Here is a 15,087-nt window from a genome sequence, read left to right as displayed (position 1 = left end):
GCAGGCCCGCGGCCGGACGGTAACCTGACACGATGCGGATCCTCGTTGTCGATAACTACGACAGCTTCGTGTTCAACCTCGTGCAATATCTGGGGCAACTCGGAGTCGAGGCCGACGTGTGGCGCAACGATGACCCCCGGCTGGCGGCACCGCCGGACGGTCACGCCGCGATCGCCACGGAATTCGACGGCGTGCTGCTTAGCCCGGGACCGGGCACCCCGGAGCGCGCCGGCGCATCCATCGACCTGGTAGGCGCGTGCGCCGCGTCGGCCACTCCGCTGCTCGGGGTCTGCCTGGGCCACCAGGCCATCGGGGTGGCATTCGGCGCCACCGTCGACCGCGCGCCCGAGCTGTTGCACGGCAAGACCAGCAGTGTGCAGCATTCTAATACCGGTGTGTTGCAAGGACTTCCGGATCCCTTCACGGCGACGCGCTACCACTCGCTGACCATCCTGCCCGAGTCGTTGCCCGCGGAATTGCAGGTGACCGCCCAGACCCGCAGCGGGGTCATCATGGCCGTGCAGCACACCGAGTTGCCGATCCACGGCGTCCAGTTCCACCCCGAGTCGATCCTCACCGAGGGTGGGCACCGAATGCTGGCCAACTGGCTCAGTTACTGCGGATGGTCGCGCGACGACACCCTGATCCGCAGGCTGGAGAACGAGGTCCGCTCGGCGGTGCGGCCGTATTTCCCCGAGCCCGCGGTTACTGACCGAACTTCAGCGTGATGATGCCGTCCCGGTTCACCCCGGAACCGGCCGGCGGGTTCTGATAGACGACTCGGTGCGACTGGGAGCCGCCGGCGTCGACGTCGGGGCCCTTGTCGAGCACACCCGTCCAGCCCAGCGCGCGTAACCGCGGTTCGGCGTCGGTCCAGAACATGCCCGTCAAATCCGGCATGGTGAATTGGTTGCCCTTGGACACCTGCAGCTCGATGATCGAGTCCACCGGGACGGTTTGGCCCTTGGGCGGATTGGTGCCGACGACCTCGCCGGCGGGGCGGATGCTGTCCACTTGCGCCTGGGTGACCTTGGTGAAGCCGTAGACGGTCAGGTTCTTCTGGGCGACGTCAACGGTTTGGCCGGCGACGTCGGGAACCTGCTTCGTCTCGGGTCCCGACCCCACGATGACCGTGACGACGTTGGTGATCGCCGACGTCTGGTTGGCGGGCGGGTTGGTGCCGATCACCTTGCCCAGCAGCTCCGGGGTGGACGGCGAATTCGCCTGCTTGAACTTGCTGAACCCGGCGGCCTTCAGCTTGCTGACCGCCTCGGAATAACTCAGCGAGGACACGTCGGGCACCTCGCGTTGCTCGGGTCCGGTGGAGACGTTGATCGCGATTTCGTCGCCCGCGGCCACCGACGCGTTGGCGCCGGGGTCGGTGCTGATCACATGGTCGGGCGGAATCGTTGAGTCGGGCTTCTGCAGCGTGCGGGTCTTGAAGCCCCGATTCTGCAGCGCCGCAACGGCATCCGCGGACACTTGGCCGCGCACGTCGGGCACCTGAACGTCTCGCGTCGACCCGCCGAAGGTGTTGAACGCGATGACGACGACGATCGTCAGCACCGCCAGCACAGCGACCGCGACGACCCAGCGACCGACCGGACCACCCATTCGGTCGGGGTCGACGTCGGTCAGACGCTGCCGGGGCAGCGGGTCGGTGCGCGGGCCGTGTGCGCCCGACGCCAGCAGCGAGCTGCGTTCGGCGTCGGTAAGAACCTTGGGTGCCTCGGGGGCTTCGCCGTTGTGCACCCGAACCAGATCGGCCCGCATCTCCGCGGCGGTCTGATAGCGGTTGTCCGGGTTTTTGGCCAATGCCTTGAGCACGACGGCGTCAAGGTCGGCCGAGATGCCCTCGTGCCGCTTGGATGGCGGCACCGGATCTTCCCGAACATGTTGGTAGGCAACAGAAACCGGTGAGTCGCCGGTGAAAGGAGGCTCGCCCGTCAGGATTTCGTAGAGCACGCAGCCCAGCGAGTAGACGTCGGAGCGGGCGTCCACAGAGTCGCCGCGAGCCTGCTCGGGCGAAAGATATTGAGCCGTCCCAATTACCGCCGCCGTCTGGGTGACGCTGTTGCCGCTGTCGGCGATCGCGCGGGCGATGCCGAAGTCCATCACCTTGACGGCATTGGTAGTGCTGATCATGATGTTCGCCGGCTTCACGTCGCGGTGGATGATGCCGTTCTGGTGACTGAAGTTCAGGGCTTGGCAGGCGTCGGCGATGATCTCGATCGCGCGCCGCGGCGGCAGCGGGCCGTCGTTGTGCACGATGTCGCGCAGCGTGACCCCGTCGACGTATTCCATGACGATGTAGGGCAACGGCCCCGCCGGGGTCTCGGCCTCCCCGGTGTCGTAGACCGCGACGATCGCCGGGTGGTTCAGCGCCGCGGCGTTCTGCGCCTCGCGGCGGAACCTCAAATAGAAGCTGGGGTCGCGGGCCAGATCGGCACGCAGCACCTTGACCGCGACGTCGCGATGCAAGCGCACGTCGCGGGCCAAGTGCACCTCGGACATTCCGCCGAAACCGAGGATGTCGCCTAATTCGTAACGGTCGGACAGGTGCTGCGGGGTCGTCATTGCGGTGTCTCGTATCGGGCCGGAGACAGGTTGGGCGTCAGGGGGTTCGCCCAGCTCAGTTCGGGTGGCCTGCTCTGGAATCCAGAATTGCTCACCGCCGGGCCCCGCGTCCAATCCAGGCCCAGACCCGGGCCCGAACCCGTGGGTGTCTTGGACGGCGGCGGTGCTGTGGTGGGCGGGATACCGGTGTCGGTGACGGTCGGGGGAGGCGGCGGCTGCTGTTGGGTGTCGGCGCGAGAGTTGATCACGATGAGCACCGCGATGATGATCGCCAACGCCCCGAGCACCCCCGCGGCCCACAGTAGGGCGCGCTGACCCGAGGAAAACGTGCGTCGCGCCGGCGGCGGACGATGACCAGTCGAGGACGGGCGGGCGCGGCGCTGGGCGGCACTGCGGGTGCCGGCCGCGGCGGCCGCTCTGGTCGCCGGGCTCGACGGGATGGCCGCCGGCGAGGCCCGGCCCGGCGGTGGTGTCTGACTGGGCCGGGGTGGTCGGCGGCCGGCGCGCACCGCGGCGACAGCGTCGGCGAACGGTCCCCCGCTGCGGTAACGCATACCGGGATTCTTGACCAGGGTGATCTCGATCAGTTCCCGCACATTGGGGGGCAGCTCGGGCGGCAGCGGCGGCGGCGGTTCCTTGATGTGCTTCATGGCAACAGTCAGGGCGCCGTCACCGGTGAATGGCCGCTTGCCTGAAACCACTTCGTAGCCAACGACTCCCAGTGAGTAGACATCGCTGGCGGGGGTGGCGTCGTGGCCCAACGCCTGTTCGGGAGCAATGTACTGGGCGGTGCCCATCACCATGCCGGTCTGGGTCACCGGCGCTGCGTCAACGGCCTTGGCGATGCCGAAGTCGGTGATCTTGACCTGGCCTGTCGGAGTGATCAGGATATTGCCCGGTTTGACGTCGCGGTGGACCAGCCCGGCGGCGTGGGCGACCTGCAACGCGCGGCCGGTCTGCTCCAGCATGTCCAGGGCGTGCCGCAGCGACAGCCGGCCGGTGCGCTTGAGTACCGAGTTCAGCGGCTCCCCGTTGACCAACTCCATCACCAGGTAGGCGGTGCGCCCCTCGCCGTCCATTTGGCTTTCGCCATAGTCGTGCACGGCGGCGATCCCGGGGTGGTTGAGCATCGCGGTGGTGCGCGCCTCAGCACGGAACCGCTCGATGAACTCGGGGTCCTGGGAGAACTCACCCTTGAGCACCTTGACGGCCACCCGGCGCCCCAGTCGGCTGTCCACGGCCTCCCAGACCTGGCCCATGCCACCGGTGGCGATTAGGCGCTGCAGCCGGTACCTGCCCGACAGCGTCACCCCAACTCGTGGGCTCATGGGCCCCCCTGCAATGCGGCCTGGATGACGGCGCGTCCGATCGGCGCCGCCAGTGCGCCGCCCGTTGCCGACAGGCGATCCGCGCCGTTCTCCACCAGCACGGCCACCGCCACCCTCGGCGCTTCTGCGGGCGCAAACGCGATGTACCACGCGTGCGGCGGAGTGTTGCGCGGGTCGGTGCCATGCTCCGCGGTACCGGTCTTGGATGCAATCTGCACGCCGGGAATAGCCCCTTTCTGCTGTGCGTCCTTCTCGGCTCCGACCATGAGCTCTGTCAGCTTAGCGGCGATCTGCGGCGTTACCGCGCGGCGCTGCTGATATGGCGCCGTCGTGGTGATGTTGGCCAAGTCCGGTCCTTTGAGGCTTTCGACCAGGTACGGCTGCATCGTCACGCCGTTGTTCGCGATGGTCGCGGCGATCTCCGCGTTTTGCAGCGGGGTCAGCGCCACATCCTTCTGCCCGATGCTAGACATCCCGAGGGCGGCCCCATCGGCGATTATCCCAACGGTCGACTCCGAGACCTGCAGCGGAATCACGCTCGGGGTGCTGTCCAGGCCGAACGAGCGCGCCATACTGCGCAGGGCCTCGGCCCCGGTGCGGATGCCCAGCTGCACAAAGGCGGTGTTGCAGGACTTGGCGAAGGCCTGGCTGAGCGTCACCGTCGGCTGGTCGCCGCACGGGGTTCCGCCGTAGTTCTCCAGCGTGGCGGTGCTGTTGGGCAGCGGGATCGTCGGCGCCGCCGTCAGCTGCTCGTTCTCCGTGGCCCCGCTTTGCAGCGCCGCGGCGGTGGTGATCACCTTGAACGTGGAACCGGGCGGATAGGTCTCCGAGATCGCCCGGTTCACCAGCGGGTCGTCGGGATCGTCGCGCAACCGCTGCCACGCCTGCGCCTGCACCTCGGGGTCATGAGACGCCAGCAGGTTGGGGTCATAGGACGGCGACGACACCATGGCAAGAATTTTGCCGGTGGACGGTTCCAGGGCGACGACGGCTCCCTTGCACGGCGGCCCACCGCACCCCTGCTGCATCGCGTCCCAGCCGGCCTGCTGCACGCGGGGGTTGATGGTGGTGTCCACATTGCCGCCGCGCGGATCGCGGCCGGTGAAGAAGTCGGCCAGCCGCCGGCCGAACAGCCGCACGTCGGAACCGTTGAGTAGCGAGTCCTCGGCCCGTTCCAGCCCGGAGCTGGAATAGCGCAGCGAGTAGAAGCCGGTCACCGGGGCGTACACCGCAGGGTTGGGGTACACCCGCAGGAAGCGGAAGTGGCTGTCGGTGGCGACCGAATAGGCCAGCAGCTGGCCACCGGCGATGATTTGACCGCGCTGACGCGAGTACTCGTCCAGCAGTACCCGTTGATTGCGGGGGTCGGCGCGCAGGCCGTCGGCCGCAAAGACCTGGGTCATCGTGGCGTTGAGGAGCAGCAGCACGATCAACGCCATCACGGTCACCGAGATCCGTCGCAGTGAGGCGTTCATACTCGCTCGATCACCTCGGTGCCGGCGGCCGCGATCGGCGCAGTGTCGCGTCTCGGGGTGCGCAACGGACGGCGGGCGCTGTGCGAGATGCGTGCCAAAATGCCGAGCAGCACATAGTTGGCCAGCAGCGAGGATCCGCCGTAAGACATCCACGGGGTGGTGAGTCCCGTCAGCGGAATCAGTTGGGTGACACCGCCGACCACAATGAACAGTTGGATAGCCAGCGTGGAGGCCAGTCCCGCGGCCAGCAGCTTGCCGAAGCTGTCACGGGTCGCGATTGCGGTGCGTAAGCCGCGGACGATAACGATGGTGTAGAGCATCAAGATGCTCGCCAGCCCGACCAGGCCGAGCTCCTCACCGAACGCCGCGATGATGAAGTCGGTGGATGCCGCCGGCACGGTGTCAGGCTGACCGTTGCCAAGCCCGGTACCGAAGATGCCCCCGGTGGCGAAGCTGAACAGCGACTGCACGCTTTGGTAGCCGTTGCCGTCGGGATCGGAGAACGGGTCCCACCACATCTGCACCCGAACCCGGACGTGCGCGAAAATGAAGTATGCGACAACGCTTCCTGCGGCGAACAGCACCAGCCCGATGACCACCCAACTGAACCGTTGGGTGGCCAGATACACCACGACCAAAAACGACGCGTAAAGCAATAGCGAAGTGCCCAGGTCCTTTTCGAAGACCATGACGCCGATCGAGATCACCCACGCCGCCAACAGGGGCGCGAGGTCCCGTGGCCGCGGCAGGGTCATCCCCATCAGATGCTTGCCCACGCTGGTGAACAGACCGCGCTTGGCGACCAGCACTGCAGAGAAGAAGATCAGCAGCAAAATCTTCGAGAACTCGGCGGGCTGAATGGAGAAGCCCGGCAACCGAATCCAGATTTTGGCGCCGTTCTGCTCGGACAGCGACGCCGGCAGGATGGCCGGGATAGCCAGGAACACCAGGCCGGTGAGTCCAAAGATGTAGCCGTAGCGGGCAAGCTGACGGTGGTCTTTGAGGAATGTGACGACGAGCGCGAAAGCGGCCACGCTGACCAGCGTCCACAGCAGCTGCTGGGTCGCACTGGGATGATGACGTCCGCTGAGCTCACCGCCGACGAGGTCGAGCCGGTGGATCATGACTAAGCCAAGACCGTTGAGCAGCGCCACAATTGGCAGCAGTAGCGGGTCGGCATAGGGCGCGAAGCGCCGCACCGCCACGTGCGCGCTGCCGAAAACGGCCAGAAAGATCAACCCGTAGCCGACCAGATCCAGGCGCAGGCCGCGCCCCTGGTTGGCCTCGACAATCAGTAGCGCGGCGACGGTGATCAGTGCGGCGAAGCACAACAACAGCAGCTCGGAATTGCGCCGAGTGGGCAGCGGCGGGGTCACCGCGACCGGCGGTTGGACCTGTGTGGTCATGCAGCCGCCCGGCAATCGATGCCCGGCTGAGGAGGGATTGGCGGGAGCGCGGTCACCGTGGGGGTGGGAGGCGACGAGGACGCGGGCGCCGCGGGGGAAGTGCTTGTGGGAGTGGTGCTCTGGGGCGTGCTGGTGGGAGGGGTGCCGCTGGAAGGGGTGGGGGGCGCTGTAGCGCTCGGCGGAGTTGTCCCGCCGGTCGCCGGGGTCGGCGGCGCCGGCGGCGAGGTCGCCCGCGGCGGCGGACAGGGCGGCAGCAGGTTGCTGGCGGCGAGCTCTTTGAGCTGTGATTCGGCCTGATCCAAGGTTCCGGCCGGAAGCCCGGCCAGTACTTGGGCGCGAGCGGCGGGCCGCAGGTCCTGCAATTGCAAGAGCCGGCAGTCGAGATGACCGCCGGACTGGCTGTAGCTGATGATCGATAAGTCGTTGCGCGCGTTCAGGCAACCCGCCAGATGCGGCTCGTGCAGGGACATGCCCAGCAGCGACCCCTGAATCCCCCGCATGATCGACACCATGCCGTTGTATTCGGCGACGTAGTAGTTGCTCCGGATGATCGCCCGACCGATGGCCAGGCCGGCGAGCGCCAGTAGCACCACCAACGTGACGACGATGAATGTCCTCCGCCACGCCCACCGCGAGCGGGGGGCGGGTTCTTCTTGTGCGGCAATGGGTTTAGCGGCGGGTTTTCGAGCGCCGATGGCCGATGCCCGGCCCGCCGAGGTGTTGGGCAGCGTCAGCTGGTCTTCCTCGCCGGAGACCGCCCCGGCCAGAATCGGCTGAGTTTGTCCGTAGTCGTAGTCCACGACGTCGGCGACCACCACTGTCACGTTGTCGGGCCCGCCGCCGCGCAGCGCCAATTCGATGAGGCGATAGGCACTTTCGGCAACATCGGGGATTTGCAGTGCTTCGTAGATGGTCTCGTCGCTAACCGGGTCGGACAACCCGTCCGAGCAGAGCAGGTAGCGATCACCGGCGCGGGCCTCGCGCATCGTCAGCGTTGGCTCGACCTCATGGCCCGTTAACGCCCGCATGATCAACGATCGCTGTGGATGGCTGTGCGCCTCTTCCCGCGTGATCCGACCCTCGTCGACCAAGGTCTGAACGAAGGTGTCGTCCTTGGTGATTTGGACCAGCTCGCCATCGCGGAGCAGATAGCCACGCGAATCACCGATGTGCACCAATCCAAGACGGTTGCCCGCGAACAGGATTGCGGTCAGTGTGGTGCCCATCCCCTCGAGCTCGGGCTCCATCTCGACCTGCGCCGCGATCGCCGCGTTGCCGGCGCGCACCGCCGCGTCGAGCTTGGCGAGCAGGTCGCCACCGGGTTCGTCGTCGTCGAGGTGGGCGAGCGCGGCGATCACCAGCTGCGAGGCCACCTCGCCGGCGGCGTGGCCGCCCATGCCGTCGGCCAGTGCCAGAAGTCGAGCGCCCGCGTAAACCGAGTCTTCGTTGTTGGCGCGTACCAGTCCGCGATCGCTGCGGGCGGCATATCGCAGGACCAGGGTCACGGGCGCAACTCCTCGACCCCGGCTGGCATCAACGCCAAGCCGGCCTCTTCGTCGTGTGCGCGGGTCACGGGCGCAACTCCTCGACCCCGGCTGGCATCAATGCCAAGCCGGCCTCTTCGTCGTGTGCGCGGGTCACGGGCGCAACTCAATCGCCGTCTTGCCGATCCGGATCGGCGTTCCGATGGGAACTCGTGCCGCAGTCGTCACCTTCGCCCTGTCAAGGTAAGTGCCGTTGGTCGATCCTAGATCCTCGACGTACCACTCCGAGCCGCGCTGCGACAGCCGGGCGTGCCGCGTCGAGGCGTAATCATCGGTCAACACCAGCGTCGAGTCGTCGGCCCGACCAATCAACACCGGTTGCCCGCTGAGCGTGATGCGCGCACCTGCCAACGCTCCCTCGGTCACCACCAAATACCGAGCGGCATGGCGGCGTTGGCGGGACGACAGCAAACTGCCGCGCAACGCCAAGCCACGGCGAACCATGACCGCACCCGTGGGTGCGTAGATATCAGTCTTCAAGATGCGAAGAACGGACCAAATGAATACCCACAACAGCATTAAAAAGCCGGCACGCGTCAGCTGCAGTACTAGTCCCTGCATCTGGCGTCCTTTCCGTCCTGGCGCCGCACCTCGTGAAACCAAGCAACGTCACGATACTTGGAGGGCGTTCGACGCGGGGCGAAGCACGGCAGCTTGAGCCCGGTGCGTTCAGTGGATCCGAACGATGATCTCCGAGTGGCCCAAACGAATCACGTCGCCGTCGGCCAACTGCCACTCCTGCACCGGCGCGTTGTTCACGGTGGTTCCGTTGGTGGAGTTGAGGTCGGACAGCAGCGCGACCTGTCCATCCCACCGGATCTCCAGGTGCCGGCGCGACACACCGGTGTCGGGCAGCCGGAACTGGGCGTCCTGGCCGCGGCCGACGATGTTGGAACCTTCACGCAGCTGGTAGGTCCGGCCGCTGCCGTCGTCGAGTTGCAGCGTGACCGCGGCTCCGGCCGCTCCGTAACCGCCTTGGCCGTAGCCGCCATAACCGCCGGCCTGCTGGCCGTAATCCGCGGGCTGGCCGTACTCGGGCTGCTGGCCGTATTCGTAATCACGGTGGGCCGTCTCGGGGTAGCCGCCGCCCTGCGGACCGTAACCGCCGACCGGAACGTTCTCCGCGTACTGGGTGTAGTCGCCGCCGGCGTACTCCTGCTGACCGTAACTCGGAGCACCCTGCTGGTAGCCCTGGTCGTATCCGCCCTGCTCCGGGTAGGACGGCCGCTGCTCGGGCGCGGGCGGGGCCGCGTAGCCGGTCTCCTCGGGACGAGCCGGTCCTCGACCGTAATCGCCGCCGTAGCCGCCGTAGCCCTGCTGCCCGGCACCCGGTTGCCCGGCGGGAGGTGGAGCGTAGCCGCCACCGGGGCGGTAGCTCTGGTCGTACGCCTGCCCGCCCTGGTCGTACCCCTGGCCGCCGTGGTCGTAGCCGGGCGCGCCGTAGCCACCGGCCGGTGGCCGGTGCTCGTACGGGGGCTCGTAGGGAGGCGGGTAACCACCCTGCCCTTGCTCCGGGTAGCCGCGGCCCTGGTCCGGGTACCCGCCCGGGCCCGGGTAGCCGCCCTGCGGGGGGTAACCGCCCTGCTCCGGGTAGCCGCCGCGCTGTTCTTGGTAACCACCTTGCTCGGGGTAGCCACCACGCTGGTCCTGATAGCCGCCCTGGCCCTGGTCGGGGTAGCGCGGAGGCTGGTAGCCCCCCTGCGGTGGGTGGCCGCCCTGCTCCTGCGGATACCCGCCGCGCTGGTCAGCTCCGGCCTGCGGGTCCTGGCCGCCGCGCTGGTCGTCTTGCGGACGCGCGTAATACTCGTCGCCGGGACGCCCCTGCCCCTGACCGCCGCGGTAGCTCGAGTTGTCAGTCATCGGTGGTACTCCTGGTTCTGCGCTGAACGCCTGATTTGATTGTGGCCGGACGGGATCGTTGACCGTCGGGCGGGGCTCGACGTCGGGGTTGACAGCGCCGCGGGCGCGGAACTGGCCGGTATGCAGGTTCGGCAACTGCTCGAACCGGACGACGACATCACCATACGTTTCCCACCCCTGTTCCTGGAGATAGTCAGCCAGGTATCTCGCGAAAGCGCCCGACGTGAGATCCGGGTCGGCGGCCACCCGCTCGAAGTCGTGCACACCGAGGGTAATGACGTATTCGTTGGGCGCCAAAAGGCGGTTGCCGTGCAGCGGCCGGACACCGTCTTCGGCTTCCCGGCGCAGCAGGGCCTCAATCTCCTGCGGGACTATCGATCCCCCGAACACGCGGGCGAATGCGTCACCGACCGTTGACTCGAGCTTGCGCTCGATCCGCGCGGCAAGCCCCTTTTGGCTACCCATACGTCAGCGCTCGCCCGCACTTGTCGCGGTGTATCGCCGGCGCGAGGCAAACGGCTCACCCGCGTGTCGCATCACTCATGCATGGTATCGGGACACCGCCGCGCCGCGTCACCGTGAGAACTCTGAGAATCGCATCCCCGCACGTCACCCCTGGTCGCGGGCGCAGCGGTCCGGTCCGCTCAAGACCGGGCGGCCCGCGGGAGCGGTTAGGGTGAAGGACTACTACAGTGATATGGTCCTTCGGTTGTTTCCCCGGGCGAGTGGCGGAATGGCAGACGCGCTGGCTTCAGGTGCCAGTGTCCTTCGGGACGTGGGGGTTCAAGTCCCCCTTCGCCCACCACGAGCGGTTCTACGAACGGCGGCCCCAAAGGTCACGAACTCGAAATGGTTCGTGACCTTTGTGTTTGGTGAGGATGCTGGCCGCGGACGCGACTTTCATCGCGATCGGGGACACGGTCTCGCTGATCCCCATAATCCTTGAAGGGCACCCGATCCACCGGGTCGGGTGCCGGCCACAAAGGAGTTGTAGGGGCGTGGCGACGAAGCGCATCACCCAAGTGACGCTCCGCAGGATCTTCGACACCATCAACCTGTCGAAGGTGCTATTGGAGGGAAGGTTGGAAGAGCCCGACTTCTTGGCGCGCATCCACGACTTGGATTCAATGTCGAGCACTGCATCGAGGTACAAGTCCGCTGCGGGTGATATCTGGCAGCATCGCGTCAACAACCCTCAAGACTGGCCAGACGACTCGGTAGGTACCGACAGCCGCTTTGGGTTGCAACATGGCGACGACGAGTTCGCCCTGCGATTCCTCGCAGAGATGCTGCACCCCGTCGTGAGACCTGATGAAGAGGAAGTTGCCGGACTCCTTAAGTCATTCAACGAAGCACTGGCGAGAGACGGCTGCGAGCTCTACGCGGCTGATTGGATCAGTGGCCATGCCGTCTACGGATGGCGTCGTCGGGACTCCTTTCTCGACCTACGGCCCAACGGGCTCGTCGGACGTGTCGTCACCGGGGTCGATGACAACGGTGAGATCGTCACCGAGGAATTCGAGCACTCCAGCGGTGAAGTGATCACTGAAGGCACTACCTTCACCGATGGCTACGGCGAGAACCCCACGCAGCGGGCACAGTTCATCGTCAGCGTGATCCGAATTCATCTGGCCCGTCAAACCTGCCGTCACCACCGCGCCGACGTGGCGGCGCTTCGCGATGTCCTCGGTGAGCAGGTGCGGTGGTGCCCATCCTGCGGAGCCCACCTCGGTCCAGGAGCGGCCACATGACCCGCCACGCAGATCGCTGTACCTTTCAGGTGGCGTGGTCGGATGCCGACGGTGAATATTGTCGGCACCGCCGTGGAGTTCGGTGCGCTGTCGCACCGCCCATCCACCGCACAGGGAGCATTGGCAGGCATCCAGTAGCTCGCCGGCGAGGCCGCTGATGCCCGGGATGCCGATGAAGAGCGTGCGACGAAAGGCACTGTCCCATACCGTGTCTGATCTGCGCCAAGGCGATGGTGGCGTCTGTCGGCTCCGGTCGAAAAGTGAGCAGGTAGTTCCGGGGTGGGTTCTAGTCAACGTCGCAACACCGACGGACTTTCTGAGGCTAGCAGGGTGGCGAATAGGTCCGCGGGACAACGGTCTTGGAGGATCATTCGTGGACGGTTGTTGAGCTCGTTCTCGACGGCCAGTAGGTGCTCGGGTGAATGGCCCCGGAGGGTGACGCCCTTGGGGAAGTAGTCGCGCAGCAGGCCGTTGGTGTTCTCGTTGCTGCCACGTTGCCATGGTGAGCGGGAGTCGCAGAAGTAGACAGGAGCGCCGAGCTTGTCGGCGGTGGCTAGGTGACGCGCCATCTCGGTGCCTTGATCCCAGGTGATCGAACGCATCAGCTCCCGCGGCAGGTCCTGCATTCGCGCTACCAGCGCGGCGTGGACCGAATCGGAATCGGCGCGAGGCAGGTGCACAGCCGCAGCATCCGACTCTGCCGTTCGACCAGTGTGCCGATCGCTGACAGATGATTGTCGCCGATGATGAGATCCCCTCCCAGTGGCCGGCCTGCGACCGGTCAACGGGCGGGAACGGCCTGTCGTGAATCGTCAGCATCGGCTGCTGAAACCGCGGCCGCCGACGCTGCTGACATTGGTGGGCTCGGCGGTGATCCCGCCCGGTGCGCAGCGGTGACCGCCGGTGCGGGGCCAATCGCGACGGTCGCAGGAAACGCGAATTCGGTTGGTAAACCGCTTGATAAATACTCTCATGGCACAACCGCATCGACGGATCACCGGGAAAGCGCAGACGCAGGTTACGGCTGATCTGCTGCGGACTCCAGCGCCGACCGAGTAATTCGGTGACCACCGCGCTGAGGTCGTCGTTGGTGTCGAGCCGACGTCCGTGATGACGCGCTCGACGCGCGGCGGCGCGCCGATGAGCCTCGAAGGGCTGATATCGGCAATCGGCTGCCGCGTTGCGGCGTAGCTTTCGCGAAATAGTCGATGCTGCCCGACCGACCAGAATGGCAATCGCGCGGATGCTCAGCCCGCAACGACGAAGATCGGCGATCTTGATCCGTTCGTCCTGCGACAGGTAACGCGGGCTGATCTCGCGGACCGCCAACCGATCCAGCGGCGGGACGAAACCGACTACGACGCCATTGCGGTAGGTCTTGTAGCCGCGCGCACAATTCGTTGCCGCCGACCGGGACACACCGACTTCGCGGGCCGCGGCACGCACACTCCACCCACGAGCCCGCAATTCCATGAACCGTTGACACTTGGCGGACTGCGGACGTCGCCCCGGCCCCTTCTTCACCCGACGCGACGATGCCAACACAACCTCCAGAATCTAGGGAAGTGTTGCGACAACCCCTAGAAACCACCCCGGAGCAGGCTGCTCAGGATTCAGCCGGAGCCGACAGGCGTCCCCGTCATGCCGGACCGACCCCTGCGACGGCGTTACCGCCCACATTTTCGGCAATTACGGGCCCGTGGTGTTCGATCCGATGGATGACGCCAACTGGCTGCAAGCGGTGTTGTGCGACAGCTGTTTACATTCGACCATCACCGCCGGACGCGTTCTATTTGTGTCACGTTCACCCGGGCCACCGCCGCCAACGTATCGGATTGCCACCTCCGAAACCCTCCGAAGGCGTGAAACGGGCCCCCGATTCCCCTTGAACGCGATGCGAGGGAAAGCAAACTACGTTGCGATTTCGCCCACACCGCCGAAATGCTGTCGTGTTTCAAGCAACCGCGATGTCTGGGTTCTTGTCCCACCGAGCCGCCGAGGTGATGGCGACCCTGTCCTGGGCGACTCGGTGTTTACCTGTGTATCGGCCAGGCTTCGAGGAAAGCCTTGACGGCGCGCTCAACGGCCAACCCATGGTCGTTTGGGCTGTAGTCAGGTCCTAGGCTCCATACCACCGCGTCGGCGAGTGCCCGGTTCACACCTTCGCGCTGTTCAAGTGTTGGTTCAGTCGCGTCGCGAAGGTCGGCCAGCAGAGCAGGGTCGCGGTGTGAGAGTTCTTCCACAATGACATCGCGGTGCTCCGGTGCAACGGCATCAAGGACAGTCCCCATCACTGCCTCCATCCGTCGTGGTTGTTAGCCCAGCATGTCACCACTTGCCCATTTTGGTTCAACACGACTGTCGCGTCTTTGCCGTCGTAAACGTAAGCACCACCGCCCTGTTCGTCCAACTTAAACCGGGGCGGATTGAGGGGGTGCTCGACGGCGTCCTGCAGCGCGCTGTCGTTCACGCCGTGGCCGTCATGCTCGTCAGCGCTTTCACGCCCATGGCTTGTGAATCCGTTGATTCGGGTGCGGAGGTGGTGTGCGAGTCGCGCCGGCTGTCGATTATCGGGCATGTCACAGTTGCCACCACAACCACTGCTTCGGCGCGACCACCCCACCTGGCTCCCGTGGTCAGCTGTCCTCCGGCACCCGAGACAGCGCAAAAATCACCGGGAGAAATCCAATAAAAACCCTGGACAGCGATGCGAGAAATCCGGATCGACCATGCGGTGTTAACCGCCCACCATTGTGATGAGTCGGGTCATGGGTGACAGATGTCTCGCGTCATGGGTGACAGATTCCCCGGCCATCGGCCGGGTTTTGTTTTGGTTGCGCCAGTAATTTTTGTTGGGGTCGATGTGGTGGCTGCTGAGGACGTGGTGGCCGGTTTTGCTGATGACGGTGACGGTGTGGGTGGTCACCAGGATCAGGACTGGAGTGTGGGCGCAGGTGCGGCCGATGCCGAGGTGGTGCAGGCGGCTGCCGCGGCGCAGGGTGAGTTGCCGAATTGGTCGATGGTGTCGTGGCGGATGCGGAAGTGTCCGGTGGGGTTGTGTGGGGGGCTGGCTTTGGGTCGGGCGGTGTGGGCCTGGGCGGGAGTTGGTGCCCGCCCCTGCTCAACCGCGCAAATCTAGTCGGGGT

11 protein-coding genes, 1 tRNA gene and 1 pseudogene are annotated in these 15,087 nt (G+C 66.0%); 4 read left to right on the top strand and 9 right to left on the bottom strand.

Going from position 1 to position 15,087, the window contains the following annotated elements; genetic code table 11:
* Positions 1-32 precede the first annotated feature (32 nt).
* Positions 33-728: an aminodeoxychorismate/anthranilate synthase component II gene (locus G6N33_RS12355; protein WP_044509097.1), complete on the top strand. Its 696-nt coding sequence runs from the start codon at positions 33-35 to the stop codon at positions 726-728.
* On the opposite strand, the gene pknB is transcribed toward G6N33_RS12355, so the two are convergent.
* The 7 genes from pknB to G6N33_RS12320 all read right to left on the bottom strand — a co-directional run bounded on the left by pknB (position 706) and on the right by G6N33_RS12320 (position 10,655).
* Positions 706-2,577: a Stk1 family PASTA domain-containing Ser/Thr kinase gene (pknB, locus tag G6N33_RS12350; protein ID WP_044509098.1), complete on the bottom strand. Its 1,872-nt coding sequence runs from the start codon at positions 2,575-2,577 to the stop codon at positions 706-708. The genes G6N33_RS12355 and pknB overlap by 23 nt on opposite strands.
* A complete protein-coding gene (locus tag G6N33_RS12345; protein WP_101528340.1) occupies positions 2,574-3,905 on the bottom strand; it encodes a serine/threonine-protein kinase in 1,332 nt (443 codons plus the stop codon). Before G6N33_RS12345 ends, pknB begins: the two co-directional genes overlap by 4 nt.
* A complete protein-coding gene (pbpA, locus tag G6N33_RS12340) occupies positions 3,902-5,380 on the bottom strand; it encodes a D,D-transpeptidase PbpA (RefSeq protein WP_044509101.1) in 1,479 nt (492 codons plus the stop codon). The genes G6N33_RS12345 and pbpA overlap by 4 nt, the downstream gene beginning before the upstream one ends.
* On the bottom strand, positions 5,377-6,786 hold the full coding sequence (locus tag G6N33_RS12335) for an FtsW/RodA/SpoVE family cell cycle protein (protein ID WP_044509102.1): 1,410 nt from the start codon (positions 6,784-6,786) through the stop codon (positions 5,377-5,379). The genes pbpA and G6N33_RS12335 overlap by 4 nt, the downstream gene beginning before the upstream one ends.
* The gene (locus G6N33_RS12330) at positions 6,783-8,291 is read right to left on the bottom strand and encodes a PP2C family protein-serine/threonine phosphatase (RefSeq protein WP_044509103.1); all 1,509 of its coding nucleotides are present in this window, start codon (positions 8,289-8,291) and stop codon (positions 6,783-6,785) included. Before G6N33_RS12330 ends, G6N33_RS12335 begins: the two co-directional genes overlap by 4 nt.
* Positions 8,292-8,423: 132 nt before the next feature.
* Entirely contained in the window at positions 8,424-8,891 is a 468-nt protein-coding gene (locus tag G6N33_RS12325) for an FHA domain-containing protein FhaB/FipA (RefSeq protein ID WP_044509104.1), read from the bottom strand.
* Positions 8,892-8,999: 108 nt separating this feature from the next.
* Positions 9,000-10,655 carry a DUF3662 and FHA domain-containing protein gene (locus G6N33_RS12320; RefSeq protein WP_044509105.1) on the bottom strand — a complete coding sequence of 552 codons (1,656 nt, stop codon included), beginning with the start codon at positions 10,653-10,655 and terminating at the stop codon, positions 9,000-9,002.
* 254 nt (positions 10,656-10,909) lie between these two features.
* On the opposite strand from G6N33_RS12320, the gene G6N33_RS12315 reads away from it, so the two are divergent.
* A tRNA-Leu gene (locus G6N33_RS12315) sits at positions 10,910-10,995 on the top strand.
* Positions 10,996-11,068: 73 nt separating this feature from the next.
* A complete protein-coding gene (locus tag G6N33_RS12310; RefSeq protein ID WP_049919067.1) occupies positions 11,069-11,941 on the top strand; it encodes an AbiJ-related protein in 873 nt (290 codons plus the stop codon).
* A gap of 290 nt (positions 11,942-12,231) precedes the next feature.
* Here G6N33_RS12310 and G6N33_RS12305 read toward each other — a convergent pair.
* Positions 12,232-13,483: pseudogene (locus G6N33_RS12305) on the bottom strand (IS30 family transposase).
* Positions 13,484-13,974: 491 nt separating this feature from the next.
* Positions 13,975-14,232 (bottom strand): hypothetical protein, encoded by a 258-nt coding sequence (locus G6N33_RS12300; protein ID WP_081662366.1) that lies wholly within the window; start codon positions 14,230-14,232, stop codon positions 13,975-13,977.
* Positions 14,233-14,807: 575 nt separating this feature from the next.
* Between G6N33_RS12300 and G6N33_RS27190 the strand changes: the two genes are divergently transcribed.
* Positions 14,808-15,080, top strand: a complete 273-nt coding sequence (locus G6N33_RS27190; protein WP_155945917.1) for a hypothetical protein — start codon at positions 14,808-14,810, stop codon at positions 15,078-15,080.
* The last annotated feature ends 7 nt before the right edge of the window (positions 15,081-15,087 follow it).

This window comes from Mycobacterium simiae (assembly GCF_010727605.1).
GTDB classification, from domain to species: Bacteria; Actinomycetota; Actinomycetes; order Mycobacteriales; family Mycobacteriaceae; genus Mycobacterium; species Mycobacterium simiae.
This window is presented reverse-complemented; position numbering and strand designations above follow the sequence as displayed.

Bases quoted from the DNA above. Each gene is read 5' to 3' on its own strand.
- pknB (WP_044509098.1), bottom strand. From the start codon at position 2,577: ATGACGACCCCGCAGCACCTGTCCGACCGTTACGAATTAGGCGACATC.
- G6N33_RS12355 (WP_044509097.1), top strand. From the start codon at position 33: ATGCGGATCCTCGTTGTCGATAACTACGACAGCTTCGTGTTCAACCTC.
- G6N33_RS12345 (WP_101528340.1), bottom strand. From the start codon at position 3,905: ATGAGCCCACGAGTTGGGGTGACGCTGTCGGGCAGGTACCGGCTGCAG.
- pbpA (WP_044509101.1), bottom strand. From the start codon at position 5,380: ATGAACGCCTCACTGCGACGGATCTCGGTGACCGTGATGGCGTTGATC.
- G6N33_RS12310 (WP_049919067.1), top strand. From the start codon at position 11,069: ATGCTGGCCGCGGACGCGACTTTCATCGCGATCGGGGACACGGTCTCG.
- G6N33_RS12300 (WP_081662366.1), bottom strand. From the start codon at position 14,232: ATGGGGACTGTCCTTGATGCCGTTGCACCGGAGCACCGCGATGTCATT.
- G6N33_RS12320 (WP_044509105.1), bottom strand. From the start codon at position 10,655: ATGGGTAGCCAAAAGGGGCTTGCCGCGCGGATCGAGCGCAAGCTCGAG.
- G6N33_RS12335 (WP_044509102.1), bottom strand. From the start codon at position 6,786: ATGACCACACAGGTCCAACCGCCGGTCGCGGTGACCCCGCCGCTGCCC.
- G6N33_RS12325 (WP_044509104.1), bottom strand. From the start codon at position 8,891: ATGCAGGGACTAGTACTGCAGCTGACGCGTGCCGGCTTTTTAATGCTG.